Below are 18,086 nucleotides of genomic sequence, written 5' to 3' on the forward strand. Positions count from 1 at the left end.
ACGGCAGCCTAACCCCGGCAGAGGCTCCACTTATCGACGCGGATATTCTGTTCAGACAACCGGGGCCAGCTCACTCTTGAGGTCTTCATACCGCTGCTGCCGGATTGCCGCTGAGCTGTGATTTTGAGTTCCCGGGCGCAGCGCCGTCATCCGGGATGATGGGCTGCTCGGGAGATTGAGGAGCCACTCCGCTGCCAATCCAACGCAGATTCCGTCCACATTGGCCTCGGACAATTCAGCAGTCCTGTATTCGAAGAGAGGACGAATGGGCCTCGCGGGAGAGGATGGATTTGAGCTGGAGGACAGAGAAGATGTGCTGGGCTCCAAGGTGCTTGGACTATAAATGACTGCATCTGAGGTCTGTGGCTTGCTGCAGCAGAGCCCCATTTTGTCGGACAATTCCCTAGATGGCGGGCTCTCCCGTTGAGCGAGATCCGTCAATGCTTGAGCAAATTCGTAGCTGTCCGCCGATCCACTCGGTTCGTCAGCTTGATTAGGGCGTGTGGATCGGTCACTAACTCGATTATACATGCCGCCTCGCCTGCTTCTTCAGCCTACGTTTCCTCAGAACGAGCGCGGGCTGCTTGCACTCTGCTTGTGAATGATCTCGCGGCAAGCTGACGACGAGCTGACAACCAGATAACTTAGCGAAGCTACCGCCCCGCGCCTAATTGGTGTCTCGACGGTCTCTGCTCACGGGCCCCGCTGCAGATGCGAGATTGTGGCCGACGAGCTGATGACTGTCGCACAGCGACGGCAGGCCCGACCTTCTGCAATTCCGGATGCGGTCAGGGTGATGGGGCAAGAGCGCCTTCGTCAAACTGAATTCGACCGTCGCCTTGAACTCGATCTCACAACCATCGCATTACGCCGCCGGTCGGCACACACTTCTCGTTGCAAAGAGTGCGCAATTCGCATCGTCGGATCGCCCAGTGATGTCTTGTGAGGATCGTCGGCCCGGCGAGATGCTGTTGTTGCCGCCGAACTGCGTTCAGCATGGCTCCGCGATCTTTACCGGGACCAGTGCACTATTAGCTTCTCCTACTCGATAGTAGCAAATTCGGCTCAGCCCCGCGCACGGCTACGACCAATTGGATCCTGGACATACACACGCTTTTGGCGCCTCAGTTCGGCGGCGCCGAATCGGTGCTTCTGCAGCCGCTCGGCGTCACCTTCCGCTTGGGTTCCTAACTCAGCTCATCATGGTGCAGCGCTCATCCGCGCGAACAACATTGCTGCGTCTGAGGGCTCTAGTCCAACGATGCCTACAAAGCTCGGCGGCGGCATCGGGATGTCCCGATGCGTGGGTCTCCACAGGTGAAGGCAATATCGGCTGTTATTCACATACTGCGAATATGGCGGATGCAGTTGCATGACGCACTCCTCTTCATCCCAGAACAGGTCTTTTACAAAGCACATCTCTTCCCAATTCGGACAGCGCCGCGGCGTCGAGACTGCAACATGCTCCCAGCCAGGACGAACAAATCCACTTATCTTTAGCTCACACCCGCAAGGCCCCTGCACAAGGAAAACGCCGCAAGGGCCTGATCCCGGAACCGTAGCGAACCGGCCGTGTTGCACGCGGCCGGCCTCCAGCTTCTCTATCAACTGCGCTCGCACGCCCGCCCCTTTGCCTTTCGGAGGTCATTGAAACCGACGCAGAGCACGTTGTCTCGCAAAGCGCTACTATACCGCTCTTCAGAGCACCATCTGAGAAAGCCGCAGATGTCCATCATCACTCGTTCTCCTGCTATACTCTTCTAACGATCGCATCGTGCGCCGAACGCTCTCAGGGGCCACTGATGACGTGAGTACGAGCGGTAGCACATCTGAGCGAACCCGAATCAGTCCGCCGACGCACCTTCCCGCTCATAATACAACTCTGTCATCGAGCCCCTCTCATGCCCAGCATCTTACTCATCGATGCCATCCAGTGTTGGTCGCACATCGCCGAATAGAGCGCGCATCAGCAACACTTATGTCTGCCATCGCTCTCCCCGCGCTTCAAGCAAGCGTTAGTGCGCATTCATGTCATGGCCGCTTGAGCACAAGAAACTGGCGGCACCTCCTCTTCAATGAATTGGTCGGCATCATGGCATTCTCTCTATAGCGGGCTTTGACATGTACATTCCATGATGACTCGCAAAGCCAGTGATGGCTCCAGCTGAACCGACGATATTACTGCTTGTGAGATCGTACCTGTCATTCACGGCTTTCTCGCCGGGTCTGAACAGTGGCAATCCGCCCATCTAGGTGAACATGATTGAAAGACCGGGCGTCGAACCGGCCTGCGGCCCGAGCCGCGTACGCCTGGCATGAATCGTCCTTGAACCGACGACATCTAGCGGATCGTTGCCATCTCGGCCTCTTGTCGTAAGCTAGCGGTCAGAAACAACGATTAGTGGATCTCAATCAGGGCGATCGTCGGCCGCTCTTCACGCGACACTACGATGCAAGTCCGAATTCATTGCTCACGGTATGGCGCTCGCGATACGCTCAGCCTTCTGTCGCTAATGCCGTTGTTGTCTTTCGGACATGGACGTCGCGAATCCGACATCTGGCAGCGGCTCTGTGTCGAGAACGTCCGACATACGCGCTTTTGTCGGCATCAAAGCGGTCCTGATACTTCTGCGTCGTGGCATGTAGATTGCTGCGGTGACGGAAAGCGACCCTAACTGTACCGACCATACACGAGCCTACCATCGGACGGAGGCTCGCCGCGCAACAGGCAACATTCCGATACTCTCCTTATGCAAGATGACTGCGAACTTCTGAGTGGTACGAGGTATGCAAAGCCCGGCATTTTTCTTTCGGTCGATCAGGGCGACGTCTGATGAAATGACGCATTGGCGCGCACCAAAGCACCCGCCGACCAAGCATTACGGCGCCGTTTGTCGCTCCCGGCAGCAAAGGGGGTGGAACCTTTGGCCACTGGCCGCACTCCTCATAAATGCGCTGCTTTGGGCCGGACTCTGCTGGATCATCGCAACGTTCTTCTGAAGTCATCTCGCGGATGGCAGAGGCGCTAGGGCTTTGCGACCTCTTCGCATGCCGCGACCGCACCGCATGCGCACGCATCATCAATCGGACGTGCCCCCTTTCACACTTGGTTCCGGCGCAAACTTCGCGGGACTACCTGGAAATCCGCCCCTCGGGCGAACGCAAAGGAAATCTTGAGGCATGACGCAGATATCTCGAGTTGGCGAAACTGATATGCCATTGCAGCCTCGACCAAGTTCCACGCACTGACCTGTAACAGCTGAACGTTCCGACGCTGATGGCATCGCGGCGTCCGCGTTTACTGCGACGCATTGACTGCAAATTGAGGTCCAGGCTGCGCATTTTCTTATGAGGATTAGCTTTCGAGAAGCTGACGAAGCAAGTCGGCCTGAAGGAGCGTTGGGCAGGCGGACTGCTCCGCCATATATGTCGCGATCCGGAGCGCGGCACAAGACCGTCAGGATGCCCGCCCTACGGTGCCCCTCAACGTCCCTTCCAGGCACTGACTTGCTTGCTGAGCGACATTTGCGTGGCATTGGGTCCGGTAGCGACCAACAGGTTGGCGTCTTTTGATGATCTGTGGGGACGCTTTACAGCTCTTCCTCATGCCATGGATCGTCCTCGTCTTTGTGCATCTGCCACACGTGGGCGCGCCGAGCCAGCTTGTCGTATTCCACGGCAATTTTGAGCAGCCTGTCTTTAGCTTTCCCGTCGCCGAGCGCCTCCGCTTTCTTTCGCGTTGCTTCCGCACGGCCTCGCCAGTGCTCGGGTTGGTAGAGTTTACTCTTCGGATTCATGCCGAGAGCATGCAATTCGCAGATCAAAGAAATGCGACACCGGCGCTCCGTATAATCACGTAGCAGCGACGCTTGGAGCCTCGGGTGCCGAGGCGGCAGTCGCCATGCACAGCCGCTATTCTGAAACACCACTGTGCGCGTTGCGGCCGAGGCTCGTACGAAGAACGCACAGCCCCGACATCATCAGACGATCAGACGCACGAAGGGGCTTGAATCGCACGTAGCGTTAGATTGTACGATCCTCGACAAGCCGCAGCCACCTCCGACAATCCAGCCCGTTCCAGACACGTCAAGAGAATTGCGAATGTTTCAGATATCTAAACTCACCTGGCGCGACTCGATCAGGACGCTACGATCCTCAACGAGCATCCTCGTCCGCGCTGCGTCGGAGCTGCTCCTGTCGCGACTGGACGAAATCGCGCGTTTCGAGCTCTACACGGCAGGCGCTCCACCCCAGCGGAACGCCAGACGGAGACTCCATCCCAGATAACCTTACCCAGCGTCTTCACATATCTCTGAACACAGGCGCGATTACAGCAAACGTAGTCTCGTCGCGCGCCATCATGGTTCGCTAACGATCGAATGCATCATCAACAGTGGCTTGGGCGCACCTGCGCTTTTGCCTGCCCTCTCCCTGCGTCGCGATAGGGGCATGCCCTTCCCCCGGCGTCGCGCCGGCTACGGCGTCGGTTGGCGGTTGGCTGAGCCAGAGTACCTCATGTCAGGCCCAAACAGTGCCTCGCGACACCCAGGCATGCACCGAGTCACTGGAAGCTCCAGAATGATCACTTGCTGGGCCAGCTCAGCCGCCAGTGCTTCCACTCTTCGTGGTACTCCGCCACTAGGCAGGTGTCGCTTCTGTCGTGCCGGACGGAGGACCAGCACCGCACGGACCGCAAAAGCGGAAGAACGAGCATGCCGGCACCTTCCTTAAGCAGTTCAGCCTGTTTCTCGGCGGACAGGTCACGTTGCGCTTCGCGCAGGAAGAACAATAACGCAACCAACCGGACTTGAATGGATATCATGACTCAAAATCAACGAAGTCATTTGGCTTCGCGCCTCACAATCTCCCGCTGCGCCATTGCTCTTGTCATCGCAACAGCGGTAATCTCAGGGCCGGTCAACGCGGGCGAGGAAACGCCGACCGCAGAAGAGAAAGAGGCTTGCATGGAGGACGTGTTCCGCCTTTGTAGCAGCCACATACCAGATCGCACCGCTATCACTGCCTGCCTCAGATCCAAGCAAGCGAGTCTCGGCCAGCGATGTCGCTACGTGATCTCCGTGCGAGACACTGGCAAGAAAAGCAGCGACTCGAGGTGAATGTGGCGGCCTGTTCGTTCGCCTATCCGCGGAAGTGATCGCAGCGTGACCTGCAGGACACCCGCGGTCAGGCGACGCGCATGGCCGCCTACAATTGCCCAACGCTCTGGTTCAGTCGCGCTTGTCGAGATAGGCGAATGCAGGAATTGCCCTTCGATACGTTCTGATTGCCAATAGGGGTGCGGCGTACGTTATCAAAACGCTGCACAAGCTTGAAATCGCTCTGCAATCCTACCATGAGGTTGATGCGGGGCCCGCTCTTCGAGCGCGACTGTTCGGTGCAGCCCGTTTGCAGAAGTTCATCCAGGACCTGCACTTTCGCAGTCCGACATTGTCTCAACTGGGCATGCAATCGAGCTCACCCCTGCGCGGCGGCTCCGATACGCGGATATGTCCCGACCACCGGCAAAGTACTTCGTCTCGAGTATCCGGATGGCCTATGGATCGACAGCGGCGTCATGCAAACCGGCACATCACGGCGTTCGATCCCATGCTCGCCAAAATCATCATTCCACCGCAGAGGCTGTTCTGAAAACAGATCGCCTCGACGCGCCACAGCACGGCGTATTCTGCTGTAAGGCAGGACCGAACATGACCGGGCCCACGCGGGCGGATCAACGGGACGCGTCCATCGCTCTGGGACGGCCACCTTCATTTACAACCAGGTGGGGTTATTGTGTGGAGCCAGCTAAGATCGGGCTCGACCTACCCAGCACGGATAGCCTCGAAGCAAGGTAGAGGAAGCCGCTTCCACGGTTCACCACCGCGGCCGGCGACGGACGGCTAAAGGCTTTGAAGGATGCGGTGATCCGGCCGGAACACCGCGGTAAAGAGGCCACTGCGGGCACGAGACAGCGTCATCGGTCCTGTGGCAAACAACTGCAGTGTTCGAACTGACCGACGATCTCCTCTCGACGGCTCCACCGAAATGGAGAGCTTGACCCTCACGTAGCGTCAGGTTGTAGCCTCGCCAAGCATGCCCACACTCAACCGCCTGCCGCCTCAAGCGTCAATGAGGCCATGCCACGTGGGACGGGCGACTGCATCAAGGCAATCGATGCCGGGTGTCTTCAACGATGACTTGCGGAAGAGCTCGAGGTTTGGACAGGAACGTGTAAAGTTCGATGGAAGTGCTTAGATCGATCATCGGCAAAGTTGCCACAGGCGCCACTCTGACGCGTGAGGAAACTGCGTCAGCCTTCGACAGCATGATGTCGGGTTACGCGACTCCCTCGCAAGTCGGCGCCTTGTTGATGGGGATGCGGGTCCGGGGCGAAACGGTCGAAGAAGTCACTGGCGCCGCCTTGGCGATGCGGAATAGAATGCCGCGGGTCGAGTCGACATGCGACCCCGTCGGCCTCGCCGGCACGAGCAAGACCCCTATGCATTCGGTCAACGTGTCGACTTGTGCTTCCTTCATCGTCGCCGGGGCCGGCATTCCCGTGGCCAAGCATGCCAACCGCGGTGCGTCTTCGGGTTCAAGCGACGCAGTCGTGTTGGCGCGCCTCGGTGTAAAGGTTGATCTCAAGCCTGACGCGATCGCACGTTGCGTGCAGGAAGCCAACATCGGCTTCATGTTTGCGTCAGCCCATTATCCGGCGATGCAGCGCATCGGGCAGATCCGGACCGCAGTTGGAACCCATACGACCTTTGATCTGATCGAGGCTCTGTGCAATCCGGCCGGGGTCAAGCGGCAGATCGTTGGGGTACTGTCTCCCGAATGGTTGCAGCCTCTGGCATACGTCTTGAAGAACCTTGGTGCCGAGTCAGTGTGGGTTGTTCATGGCTCGGACGGGTTCGACGAAATAACCCTCACCGGCCCAACGTTTGTTGCTGCGCTTGAGGCAGGTATAGTCCGCACCTTCGAAGTGACCCCGGAACAAGCCGGGCTCCCCCGCTGCCGCAACGACGCGCTGGAAAGCAGCGATGCGGAGACTAATGCCGTTGCGCTGCAAAATGTGCTTAATGGCGTACCAGGTCCATTTCGCGACGCCGCGCTTTTGAACGCGGCGGCGGCGTTGGTCGTGGCTGGGCGGGCCTCGACACTGCAGGAAGGCGTAGCACTTGGACAAGAATCACTTGATCGCGGCGCCGCAGCCGCTCGACTGAAGCGCCTGATCACGGTTTCGAACGCCTGACAGCCGAGCCGGCCGATGTTCCAGTATTGCGACCAGGTCTGCTGCTCACGAGCGCGAAAATATTGGAGCCACGAATGCACGTCACTTCTGCGGGATTCAAGGAGCCTGCGCCGCCAGCGCTCGGTCGAAAGCAATTCGCGCCGAGCACGGGCGCGAGAGCCAACCTCAACGATGAAACCCTGTTGCAGCCCGCGTTGCCGAGGGAGGACCCGCGATGAAACGCGCTGCGCGCCAAAGGAGATGATGATGTCCCGGCAGAAGATTGAAACACTCGGATCTATTGCTGCGATAGAACACATCATACGGAAGTTTCGGGAATTGATCGATACAGATAGCTCGATCCCACCGGAGTTGCGGGGTGCGCTGCACGCGACGCTCGATGAGCATCTTCTCGCGGCAAAAAAACGTGTTCTCCTAAAAGTACATTAGGTGCGCCGATGCCGTCTACATGCGGAGACCCTCTGGCAGGGCGGGCGCCGTTACCGCAATCGGCGTCATCCCGTCCGAAGGGGGCTCAGCGAGATTCCGGCCCAGCTGGTTGAATCGCGACCACGATTCCCTGTGCACTGGCGCGTCGCCGGGCTGCTCAGCGCGGTTCGCTGTTTAAGGAGGCCTGTCGAAACAAGGCGGCGGCAATTCTCAGTTCTGCCGCTGCGATCGCCATCCGGCGTAACCCGCCGAGATATTGCACATCCGTCCGGTCATGACTGTAGCTAATCCGGAGGACATCGAAGTCATACCCGGTCTCCATCTGAGCCTATTCGTCACGCAATTTCGACACCGGGTAACTCATTACAGGCCCCATAGGGATCAAAGTCGTCTCTGGGTGTGGAGACACTAGAAGTGGGGTTCCACAGCAGGGACCAATCATGAGCCACCAGTTCCCTCCTGCGATTCGGGATATGCCATCTATCCAACCGGCAGAGTTCCGCCATGCCATGCAAAGCCTGCCGAGCGGTGTCGCCATCGTGACGACCGGGACGGCAGCCGGACGACGTGGACTGACGGTGAGCTCTGTGACGTCCATCTGCATGGAGCCGCCGTGCCTGGTCGTTGGCATCAATGCCCGCTCCGAGGCACATGACGAGATCCTTGCCAACGGCAGCTTTGGAGTCAGTGTTCTCCGCAGTGACCAGGAGGACCTTGCGCTGCGTTTTGGCGGTGGGGAGGGGGCGAAAGGCGTTCACCGCTTCGACACCGGGGCCTGGGATCAGGGCGTCCTCGATGTACCGCTATTGCCCAACGCATTTTGCGCGCTCGAATGCGTTTTGTATGACCACAAGGCGCTTGTCACACACACCGTCTTTATCGGACGAATTGTCGCGGCCCGACAAAGCGATGGAAATCCATTGATCAACTTCCGGGGCGCACTTCGTACTTTACTGCCAGACTGAGTGCGGTTTTTGCGCAGGCCGTCGGGACAGCGGAATGGTCGATGGCCTCACTCCCTAGTCGCTTCCACGACAGCCATCCAACAATTGCCTGGGCTGCGACTGGTTCCACAGATTAGGCTCGATTGAAAGGTCTCATCAGCTCCGGCGATTTCGGCGCTTCGCCTGTCGAGCTACGCTTGTGCCGGTCTGCGACCTCCCGCGTCGAAACGCGTGCGGGTACCTGATCAGGACAACTGCATAGTCTCCTCGAAACTACCAGCTTTGGTAGATCAGTTGTGAACGACAGGCGAGTAAGCATCGTTGCCGCAGCAGGATCGGGTTCATAGGCACGCCCCGGGTCACAATGGTTGGCGCTTCTCTATATCTTCGGGCTCGATTCCGATGTGAGTACTTGGTGACGTTATGATCTTGCGATGACAAATCGAATTCAAATGCGTCAGACAACTATGTCCAGCAACGCGTTCGAAATCGCCCAGATTCTCGAGGGCATTCGCCGCTGGGTCCTGATCGAATCTCCGACGGAGCGGCCGGATCAGATCAACAAACTCGCTGATGTCGTCGCAGCAGGTTATCGCGACCTGCCGGCCGGTGTCGAGCGCGTTGCGGGGCGTCACGGCTGCGGCGATCATTTGGTCACCCGCTCTTCTTGGGGGCAGGGCGTACCGGGCATTCTGGTGTTGAGCCATCTCGACACAGTTCATCCGATGGGATCCATCGAACGGCTACCCTTCAAGATCGACGGCGACCGTGCGTTCGGCCCCGGCATCTACGACATGAAAGGCGGTGCCTACCTCGCCTATCACGCGTTCCGGCAAATCTGCGCCGATGATGCACGCCCGCCGCTCGGCATCACGCACCTCTACGTCTCGGACGAAGAGCTCGGCAGCCCAACCTCGCGCGCGCTGATCGAGGCCGACGGCCGCAAGGCCAAATACGTACTGGTGACCGAGCCCGCTCGGGACGGGGGCAAGGTCATCACGGGACGCAAGGGCGTTGCGCGCTTTGACGTATTCATCAAGGGCGCTCCGGCGCATGCAGGTACGCGGCCCGAGGACGGCCGCAGCGCGATCCGGGAACTCGCCCATGTGATCCAGACGCTGGAGGCGATGAACGATCTCACGCGCGGTATCACCGTCAATGTCGGCGTCGTCCGCGGCGGCACCAGGCCCAACGTCGTCGCGGAACTGGCCTATGCGCAAGTCGACGTGCGCGTCCCCACCATGGCACATGCCGACGAGCTGGTGCCGAAGATTCTCGGCATCACCTCGCGCTCCGACGGCGTCAGCGTGACGGTATCAGGCGAATTGAACCGTCCGCCATATGAGAAGACCAGCGCCGGTGCTGCACTTTACGCACACGCCAAAACGCTCGCCGCCGAACTTGGCTTCGAGCTGCTCGACGCGTTCAGCGGCGGCGGCTCCGACAGCAATTTCACCGCGCCGCATACCGCGACCCTTGATGGCCTTGGCGTTGACGGCAAGGGCGCGCATACGTATCATGAGCAACTCTACATCTCGTCGATCGAACCTCGCGCGCGGTTACTGTACCGCCTGTATCAGACGCTGCGATAATCCTGACGCCAGGCGAAGTCAGTGACGGCGAGGTGCGTTTGATGACGGCCGCCGGCAATCGCAGGACCGTTCCTCGCCCACCCCCACGGCGCCTACAGTCTGCGCCCCCTCTCGCCGACTCATCGAAAACCATCGGTCGGATGCCGGATTTGCCATTGCCAAATCATAGAAGTGACTGAGCTATCCAATGACGGCAGCGGAGGTCAGGCGGGCAATCGGCTGCAAAGGGCGCGAGCCCTTGGTCGCGAAAGGGCGAACGTTTCCGAGAATGGGCTTATCGGCAGCGGCCCTGATCTCAAAGGCAGGCGAACTTTCTCGACGCAAATCGCAGCGCTGAATGCGTGCGACACCAGACCGGCCGGCGAGCCGATTTAAGAGCTTGGCCACGTTCACACAGTGCATAAAAGGGCTTGAATCGGACGTAACGTTAAGTCGTACGGTCTTGAGGTGGGCACCTGTCTCGGTCTGCTGCCAAAATCGTGAAGGATTGCGAATGTCTCAGCTGGTCAGATCCTCGTCTCCATGGTCAATCATGATCATCATCCCCGGTGGCGCGGCGGTCGGAATGGTTCTGCAGCCAGTCCTAATTGTGGCGCGATGGCTCGAACGTAGCTTTGAAAGGCTCTCCATTCCGAAAGCGAGACTACGTGGCTGTTCTGGCCCGGGGCACCAGAGAGCCGGCGAGGTCAGAGTTGAGCGACGTAGACCTCCATCCGACCCCCTAAGTCGGGGACGCTGCTTGCCGAAGCTGAACAAAGCCCCTCCTCTGGCGCGACACCGCGCCAAAATCAGTTCGCCGAACTGGCTTTCCGCTCTGTCACTGCTTTCTCGTGGTGGCAAGGCATGGCGATCGCGCAAAGGTGCGACAGATGGCTGGGCTGCGCAGGTTTTCAAGGAGCCAGAGCTGCAATTGTCGCTCCGCTTGGCCAGCGCGGCATCGCAAAATATTGCTTGGCATTATGGAGCAGCAAGTTGAAAGAGCCCGACGGCCTCAAGAAGGTCCTGTTGATCGACCATATTGAAGGCCAATGCCGTTGCATCATCGGCTTCAAAGATGGAGATGCCAGAGAGGCCTATATGTGCGGCGAGCCTGTATATCAAAGACGCGGCAAGAAATTGTCTTCGTGGTGTTTCTATCACCACGGACAGATGCACACGACCGTCGCCCAGCAGAACAGAGAGAGTGATCAATCGGCCGAGATCCCTCAAGTAATATCCATTGTTCGCACCCCATGAGAACCATCATCCCTCCAAGGCCGTCTGATCATAGCCTGTATAAATGCCAACCGAATCATGTCATCGGAGACTCGCCAAGCAATTCCGGGTTGCGGCGGAAACCACTCCCTGCAAGCGTACTATGCGGGCGTGAGGTGCTTGAATATCGAGTTGAATCTCCGCAGCCTGACCGACCAAAAAGCTGCGTATACTCCAGGCGAAACTGCGATCTATTTCGAAGGGCAGCCTCTCAGCTACGTCGGCCTCGGCCGACAGACTGACGATATCGCTCGCGCTCACCGACCTAGCCTCTCTCGTAGCAGGACGGCGCCAAATCAAGCTTCGCTCAGTGCTCAACATGGCGCAGCAGGTTCACCATTGTTTGCATCACTGCCTGATCGCGCCCAAATGCCCGGAGGTCACGGATGCCGCGGATCCTGATCATGAATGCCGGTACGGCTCAAATGTCGGGCTCCGATCTGACACGAGCTCAACTTTCGCTGGCCGCCAATTCGGCATACCGTTCAGCGTGGTTTGCTCATGAGGGTGACCTGATAGTCTCCCCGGTAGTCATCCCCGCGGATCTGCTATCCTTCATTGGCGCGACGCTCAATTTCGACGCATCGAGTCTCTGTCTGCTTGTACCTCAAGGCGGCAACCAATCGCCGGTGCTTGATGATTGCGCACTCCTGTCCAAGACTGTTGTTGAGCGAATCAACAGACATATTCGTCAGAAATCAACCTGGCGATTGTATCCCTGCTACTCTACTGAAGGCGTCGCACGCCTGGCGGCCATGCTTGGCATACCGCGGACCGGCGACGACTTCGCTCTGCAGCGAGGGCCTGATCTGTTGAACCGCAAGAGCCACTTCCGTCAATTGGCGACAAGCGTCGCACTTCCGCTGCCAAATGGGGCTGTCACGACGGACTCAAACGAACTCTTCAGGGCGGTCACTTCCCTCAGAGCTGAGACCGGCAGCGTCATTGTAAAGCTGGACAATGGAGCCGGTGGAGTCGGAAATGTCATCCTGACCGGCAACGAAAGCGATCCACTACCTGGGGCAAGAGATACCCGGCGGATTCCATGGCTGTCGTTTGATCCTGATGCGCTTTGGTCTGAGATGACAACGGCATCGTGTAAGACGCTGGTCGTGGAGTCGTACCACCTAGCGAAGTCTTTGTTCTATCTCGAGTATGAAATCGAGGATGATGGTTCAATCGTTTTTATGAGCAGTGGAAACATACGTCTGCGTAAAAGCGCCGACCGATCCGAAAGAGCTCTGATCTGGACAGGACTTGAGCTTCCAAGCGACCTGAGGAACGAGCAATGGTTGACTGCCCAGGCGCATGCTTACCGATTTGTGGCGCTTGCGCGAAACCTGGGATATCGCGGAATGATCAACATTGACGCCATTTTCGCTACTGACGGACGGTTGCTTTTTAATGAAGCGAACGGCCGTTGGGGTGGCGGCGCGGTGTTACACAGCATTGCCGTCCGGCTGCTGGGATTCGACTATTCCGGTTGCAACGTTATTTTATCCGTAAGAAATGTTCGATCAGGATCCCTCCAAATAGCGCATGATCGTTTGGTCAAGGAAGGATTTCTGTTCGACCGCACACGCAAGGAGGGCGTGATCCCGCTTGCCGCCGACCAAGAGGCTGGCACGGTGGAGTGCCTTGTGATTGCGCGCGATAGGGCCGCGGCCCGCGATCTACAGCACCGCCTACTGCGAATGGTTTGATTGAGATCACAGCGACCATATCTTCAATCGCTCAATTCATCTCAACTTGTCCCTGCTTTCGATCACGCGAGGTTATCTGACGACGCGATGTGAATGTTTGCCTCGTCTAGCTCGAGCTCCGTCAGCCCTAATCGGGACCATCCTTAAGTCGCTCCTGAAGTCCCGAATGGCGATGAGGTGCTCGAGGTGCAGCGGCGCATGGTCTGGCCGCTCGGCCTGCGCCAATCGTCCAATCAGCGCTGGCGTCGCGTCTACCCTGGGTACCCCTATCCAAGCCGTTCTGCTGCTGCAAACGATACTGTTGGAAGACTGGGCGGAGTCATAGTGATAGCCAACCGGTGCCGGTAGGCACTCGCTGGTTAACCAACAGAAGCGACCAGCAGGCGCCGCCGCGAGTGACGCCCGCATCGTTCACAGGCATGAACAGGAATTGGCGGTATCGTTCGCATCCTGATCATTGACGATCTGCTGGAGGTTTGTACGCGCTCGCTCTGGCTCAGGATCGAGCGCAGCAGCTGGGCTTGCGCGGGTTGGACGAATCGGGTCTGGGCGGCGAGATCCGGTTCGTTCCAAAGCAACTCTTCTTCCACATGCTCATCGCCCCGGCGCCTTTTGCCGGAGACAGTCTGAGCACAGTATGCCAAGCTCCCCCCTCTCCTGAGAGCTCACCCTTGGCAAATTCATTCGAAAGCGATCTCAGCCACCCCACCTCATGCGTCAGCGGTAGAACTTTCGATGATCCGGCGGTTCGCGCCGCTGCGTTTTGAACAGAAGTAGACCAGCGATCGGCGCTCGCCGGACCGCACAGGCTTCACCTCGTGCCGGAGCTTACATGTGGTGACAAGCACAGCGCCAAATGGCGGTCTGAATACCTGGTGTTCGTACCCGCTTGGATATACCACGAACTCCCCCCCCTCGAAGTCCCTCGCCAGCTGCACAATGACCGCGTACTCGAAATCCGGATCGCTCGCAGCATCCAGATGAATGCCAACAAACGAACCAGGAGGCATCCGATGCATTTGGCATCTGCGGATCACGTGATCCGACGTGGCCCCCAAGATCTTTCTTATCGCGAAGCTGCGGTCTTTCCTTTCAAGCAGTTCCATGATCTGCCGTGGAGCTGCACCGCTCACGTCGCTAGGAGCGCGGCCGGGCGGGTCTACCCTCACGCGTTTGACGAAAACATTGTGCGAGTCGCCGGCATCTCCCTGCCTCACTTCTTCTTCGGAAATCTCAGCCTGCAGCTGATCGATTTTGGACAAGTCATCTTGGGTGAACAATATCTGGGGGCCGATCACGACCGTCCCCTTTACCAGCAGTTCTATGCGGTATTTTGTCAAAGCTTCTTCTGAAAGAAGACGAGATTTATGATTCATTGCGCGCGCCATTCGAGTTCACTCCAGGGTTTTATCTTCGACGCAGGACTGAAGGTCCTGGTGCATCGAGCGGAAGGCTTGGTCCCAATGCTCGCCATCGAACTCGCTTATTGTTATGCGTTCGATGGCCCCCTTATCGAGGCATCGAATATTTACGCTGAATCCGGCGGGGTTCGAGCGCGGCCTATAGAATGGCTTTACGCCACAAACCCGGCAAAACGTGTGCCGAGCGATGTTCTTATTGAACTGATACGTCGTGAGGAATTCTTCGCCACACTCGATGCGAAGCTTGTTGCCGGGTACGAGCAAGTGCAGAAATCCAGACATTTCGCAGATTGAACAGTTGCATCGAACTGCAGATAGCTCTCGCGGTGCTTTGACGTAGAACTTGACAGAACCACAATGACAACGGCCATGGTGCTCGACCTCCGAGTGATCATCTCCCTTCAGTGAGACAACTCGGCGCAGATCGCGGCACCACTGTAGGCTGAGCCGATAGGCTCGATCGAATTCATCTAAAAAGCGGTTATTCCTATCAGCCGGGATAAGTTCGCCAATCAGCCGGCCTGTCATTTCTCCGTGGTACTTCTCCGCAGGATCTTCTCCGCCGACGTGGCTGCGGAAGTACTCAAGATCGTCAGGCCGCGCCTTAAAGGTTTTGACCAGAGTGGTCCATAGCGACTCGATCATGTCCGCAGCATGTAGCTCAAAAGCGACCATGTAGGCGCAACGTACTAAGGGATCTTTCGATGACAAGCCGGCATAGAGACAATGCAGGTACCGCTTGGTCGTGGCGCTGTAGTTGGGCCGTATTGCTCTGCCGAGTAATTGCGACGCATCCTTTCTAAGCAGGTTGGAGTGGAAGTTCTCAGTCACCAGAATGTCGGGTAGCGCCGCCTTGCCGCCCTGGAGAATTTGGCCATAACCGCCCGTCTCATCCCAACAGATGAAATTTCCAACCACGCTGGTCAGTTCAATGTCCCTCGGAATATCTCGATTGTGATTCATTGCATCGAAAATGAGATCCCGTTGCGACCCCGCCTGCAGGTACGGGAACGCCTGTGACATCGCCAGATAGTCAGGCAGCAGGCGAGCGACCTGGTCCTCGGACATCTCCGCAGCGAACGGGTGCGGGCCGAACAGGGCTCGCGCTTGCTCAGTCAAATACTTGCAGCATATCTGCGGAGACTGATCGGGTGTCAATCGAGACGTTTGAGATGTCATGTGACCCCTGGGATGAGGAGAGAGCGGTCTTTGACCGAGCACCGCGCCAGCTATTGGCCACCGCGAGTTCGTTGGTTTCGATGGGCTTGTCTTCGCGTTCACCATCCAGGCGACATTCTTGGTTGCGCCTTCGCGGTAGCAGACATCGGCATGTTCAGTGCTGCTCACCCGCATCGAGCGGAGCACGTAGATCAACTGAGCGGCGGCGATCAAGACGGATTCCGGTCCACGAAACGTTCGATGCCGCGAATTTCCGGGCCGGCCATCATACGCTTTCAGCGTCATGGTGAGATATTACGCCGCGCAGGCCCTCGCTGTTGCTGCTCCTGCCAGTCGATCGAACCGCTATGAGCTTCGTACAGCATTGCAAGGATTGTCCGCATCTACCTGGCTCGCTGCTGGCCGCCACGAGATTCTCAAAGAGACCGACGCTATGTTTCACGTTCGCGAGTGCCACCACGATGTCTTCTTGCACGCTTACAGCAATCACCGTGCCAACTCGTACACTCGCTCCAAAGATTTTGAGCACATTGACAAAATCGCGACCGACTCCTCGTCGCAAGTGTATTGAACCTGACAGCGCTTGTATGACTGTCGGACACCAGACGGCGAAGAGCCCACTCCACTCACAATGGTTAATGAGTATAGGGATACCGAATCGCGGAGATTGGTCCAAAGTGCCACAAAGGTCGGCTTCGCGCCTTGAACACCGCGACAAGCGCTTTGGGGAGTGGGCGCTAGCATGGTGATCCCGCTCGCTGACGTAATCCATCTTCGCTCGCGACAACTACGCGCTAAGCAGTTGCCTCAACGCCATCGAACACGACCATATAGTGGGATCTGGACGCATTCGCAGCCCTTTGTCGATGCGACTGACAATCGCGGCCAACTCCGGGCATTGATCGAGGCCATAACGCGATCTAGGGAACACGTGGTCCCGATGCCCTTGGAACTCGAAGAACGCCATGGACCAGAACGCGCAGGTCGCGAGCTGAAAAACCTAGCTACGTCTTGCGCGCCCACGCGAGTACCTCATGGTGTTGGTACATCTCGGACGGTTTCGCGCCAGATCAAGCGTCACGGGCAAGTGCAGCAAGATCGGCTTCGAGCTTCGGCTGATGCTTGAAAATCGCGTCTATCAGCGCCAGCGCCGGCTGCTCGCCGGCCTCGACCAGCGCTGCCTTCTCGGCCCGCGCAGAGGGAGCGAACACTCGCTTGACGACGGTCGGTGATCCCTTGAGGCCGCATTTGGAGACGTCTTCGATACCGGCATCGTTTGCGCTCCATTTCACGATTTTGGCACGCGCGGCACGCAAGGCATCCGCCATCGCGCCTCGCCGAATCTGATTCGTTGCCTCCAGCATGGTGATGAGGCAGGGCAGCCTCGTGTGCAGCACCTGGACACCACCTTCGGAGCGTCGTTCTGCCTCAATTGTATGGGCGGCGAGATCTAAGGATCTGACTTTCGCAACGTAAGTTAGCTGCAGTACGCCCAGCCGCTTTGCGATGCCGGGCCCAACCTGCGCCGTATCGCCGTCGATGGTCTGCTTCCCTGTGAAGATGAGATTTGTCGGGCCATATTCCTTACCAATTTTTCGGATGGCTGTTGCAAGTGCATACGTTGTGGCCAGGGTGTCGGAGCCCGCAAAGCAGCGATCCGTGAGGAGGACGGCGCGATCGGCGCCGTAAGTCAACGCCTTTCGCAAAGAATCTTCCGCCGATGGCGGCCCCATTGTAAGCACCGTAATTTCGCCGCCGAACCGATCACGCAGCTCCAGCGCGGCCTCGAGGGCGAAGAGGTCATATGGGTTAATGATGGTCGGCACTCCCTGACGCATGATTGTATTGGTCACGGGGTGCACGCGGATCTGCGCCGAGTCCGGAACCTGTTTGATGCAGACGACGTTGTGCACGGTGTTGCTCCCAAAAGCTGCGACAGCTGCGGAGAGCACAGCAAGTGTTGTACCATCGCCCGCCCTTTTGGGGTCGGCTTGCCATCACAGAGGCTTAGTCCCGGTAATGCCCGCCTCTAGGCCGCTCCCCGACGAACGAATGCTAACACTGTCAGAACTGCGACAGCGCTTTTCAGCAGGCCGCCAGCTGAGTGATGCTAGGACCGCTTGCGACAGATTACCCCCGCCAATCACCAGCGGCCGGCTGACCAGGTGACGTTCAATGAGCATTGGCGCTCACTAGTCCGGAGCTTGATCGACGGATAGGCACGACGCTCGTTAGTCGACCGTGAAGAACGTTGATCATGAGGTCTGTTGACGGGATGACCAGGCGCCGGCGAACAGGAAGGCGCAGCA

General features: G+C 58.1%; 13 protein-coding genes. 6 read left to right on the top strand and 7 right to left on the bottom strand.

Annotated features, from left to right (window positions below):
* Positions 1-51: 51 nt before the first annotated feature.
* The 4 genes from D6B98_RS38100 to D6B98_RS40380 form a co-directional block, all read right to left on the bottom strand.
* A complete protein-coding gene (locus D6B98_RS38100; RefSeq protein ID WP_347338979.1) occupies positions 52-531 on the bottom strand; it encodes a YopT-type cysteine protease domain-containing protein in 480 nt (159 codons plus the stop codon).
* Positions 532-1,200: 669 nt separating this feature from the next.
* Positions 1,201-1,620 carry a DUF7694 domain-containing protein gene (locus D6B98_RS42085; protein WP_126262060.1) on the bottom strand — a complete coding sequence of 140 codons (420 nt, stop codon included), beginning with the start codon at positions 1,618-1,620 and terminating at the stop codon, positions 1,201-1,203.
* Between the two features lie 1,970 nt (positions 1,621-3,590).
* On the bottom strand, positions 3,591-3,797 hold the full coding sequence (locus D6B98_RS38110; RefSeq protein ID WP_205680571.1) for a hypothetical protein: 207 nt from the start codon (positions 3,795-3,797) through the stop codon (positions 3,591-3,593).
* A 785-nt stretch (positions 3,798-4,582) separates the two neighbouring features.
* Positions 4,583-4,822: a hypothetical protein gene (locus D6B98_RS40380; RefSeq protein WP_164719141.1), complete on the bottom strand. Its 240-nt coding sequence runs from the start codon at positions 4,820-4,822 to the stop codon at positions 4,583-4,585.
* A 1,419-nt stretch (positions 4,823-6,241) separates the two neighbouring features.
* Here D6B98_RS40380 and trpD point away from each other — a divergent pair.
* The 6 genes from trpD to D6B98_RS38150 all read left to right on the top strand — a co-directional run bounded on the left by trpD (position 6,242) and on the right by D6B98_RS38150 (position 13,177).
* Entirely contained in the window at positions 6,242-7,255 is a 1,014-nt protein-coding gene (gene trpD / locus D6B98_RS38125) for an anthranilate phosphoribosyltransferase (RefSeq protein ID WP_126262062.1), read from the top strand.
* Positions 7,256-7,501: 246 nt separating this feature from the next.
* Entirely contained in the window at positions 7,502-7,684 is a 183-nt protein-coding gene (locus D6B98_RS38130) for a hypothetical protein (RefSeq protein ID WP_235884872.1), read from the top strand.
* Between the two features lie 440 nt (positions 7,685-8,124).
* Complete coding sequence (locus tag D6B98_RS38135) at positions 8,125-8,649, top strand: flavin reductase family protein (RefSeq protein WP_235884873.1); 525 nt, start codon at positions 8,125-8,127, stop codon at positions 8,647-8,649.
* A 431-nt stretch (positions 8,650-9,080) separates the two neighbouring features.
* Entirely contained in the window at positions 9,081-10,220 is a 1,140-nt protein-coding gene (locus D6B98_RS38140; RefSeq protein ID WP_235884874.1) for a M20 family metallopeptidase, read from the top strand.
* Positions 10,221-11,063: 843 nt separating this feature from the next.
* On the top strand, positions 11,064-11,456 hold the full coding sequence (locus tag D6B98_RS38145) for a hypothetical protein (protein WP_126262064.1): 393 nt from the start codon (positions 11,064-11,066) through the stop codon (positions 11,454-11,456).
* A gap of 404 nt (positions 11,457-11,860) precedes the next feature.
* Positions 11,861-13,177 (top strand): preATP grasp domain-containing protein, encoded by a 1,317-nt coding sequence (locus tag D6B98_RS38150; protein ID WP_126262065.1) that lies wholly within the window; start codon positions 11,861-11,863, stop codon positions 13,175-13,177.
* Between the two features lie 710 nt (positions 13,178-13,887).
* Here the strand turns inward: D6B98_RS38150 and D6B98_RS38155 are convergent.
* The 3 genes from D6B98_RS38155 to D6B98_RS38165 all read right to left on the bottom strand — a co-directional run bounded on the left by D6B98_RS38155 (position 13,888) and on the right by D6B98_RS38165 (position 17,690).
* Positions 13,888-14,565 (bottom strand): 2OG-Fe(II) oxygenase, encoded by a 678-nt coding sequence (locus D6B98_RS38155; RefSeq protein WP_126262066.1) that lies wholly within the window; start codon positions 14,563-14,565, stop codon positions 13,888-13,890.
* A 6-nt stretch (positions 14,566-14,571) separates the two neighbouring features.
* On the bottom strand, positions 14,572-15,990 hold the full coding sequence (locus tag D6B98_RS38160) for a GFA family protein (protein WP_235884875.1): 1,419 nt from the start codon (positions 15,988-15,990) through the stop codon (positions 14,572-14,574).
* A gap of 857 nt (positions 15,991-16,847) precedes the next feature.
* A complete protein-coding gene (locus D6B98_RS38165) occupies positions 16,848-17,690 on the bottom strand; it encodes an electron transfer flavoprotein subunit beta/FixA family protein (protein ID WP_126262067.1) in 843 nt (280 codons plus the stop codon).
* Positions 17,691-18,086 lie beyond the last annotated feature (396 nt).

The sequence above is a fragment of the Bradyrhizobium sp. LVM 105 genome (assembly GCF_003957705.1).
GTDB classification, from domain to species: domain Bacteria; phylum Pseudomonadota; class Alphaproteobacteria; order Rhizobiales; family Xanthobacteraceae; genus Bradyrhizobium; species Bradyrhizobium frederickii.

Excerpts from the sequence above, each read along its gene's own strand:
- D6B98_RS38155 (WP_126262066.1), bottom strand. The coding sequence starts at position 14,565 with ATGGCGCGCGCAATGAATCATAAATCTCGTCTTCTTTCAGAAGAAGCT.
- D6B98_RS38135 (WP_235884873.1), top strand. The coding sequence starts at position 8,125 with ATGAGCCACCAGTTCCCTCCTGCGATTCGGGATATGCCATCTATCCAA.
- D6B98_RS38150 (WP_126262065.1), top strand. The coding sequence starts at position 11,861 with ATGCCGCGGATCCTGATCATGAATGCCGGTACGGCTCAAATGTCGGGC.
- trpD (WP_126262062.1), top strand. The coding sequence starts at position 6,242 with ATGGAAGTGCTTAGATCGATCATCGGCAAAGTTGCCACAGGCGCCACT.
- D6B98_RS38100 (WP_347338979.1), bottom strand. The coding sequence starts at position 531 with ATGTATAATCGAGTTAGTGACCGATCCACACGCCCTAATCAAGCTGAC.
- D6B98_RS38145 (WP_126262064.1), top strand. The coding sequence starts at position 11,064 with ATGGCGATCGCGCAAAGGTGCGACAGATGGCTGGGCTGCGCAGGTTTT.
- D6B98_RS38110 (WP_205680571.1), bottom strand. The coding sequence starts at position 3,797 with ATGAATCCGAAGAGTAAACTCTACCAACCCGAGCACTGGCGAGGCCGT.
- D6B98_RS38130 (WP_235884872.1), top strand. The coding sequence starts at position 7,502 with ATGTCCCGGCAGAAGATTGAAACACTCGGATCTATTGCTGCGATAGAA.
- D6B98_RS40380 (WP_164719141.1), bottom strand. The coding sequence starts at position 4,822 with ATGATATCCATTCAAGTCCGGTTGGTTGCGTTATTGTTCTTCCTGCGC.
- D6B98_RS38140 (WP_235884874.1), top strand. The coding sequence starts at position 9,081 with ATGCGTCAGACAACTATGTCCAGCAACGCGTTCGAAATCGCCCAGATT.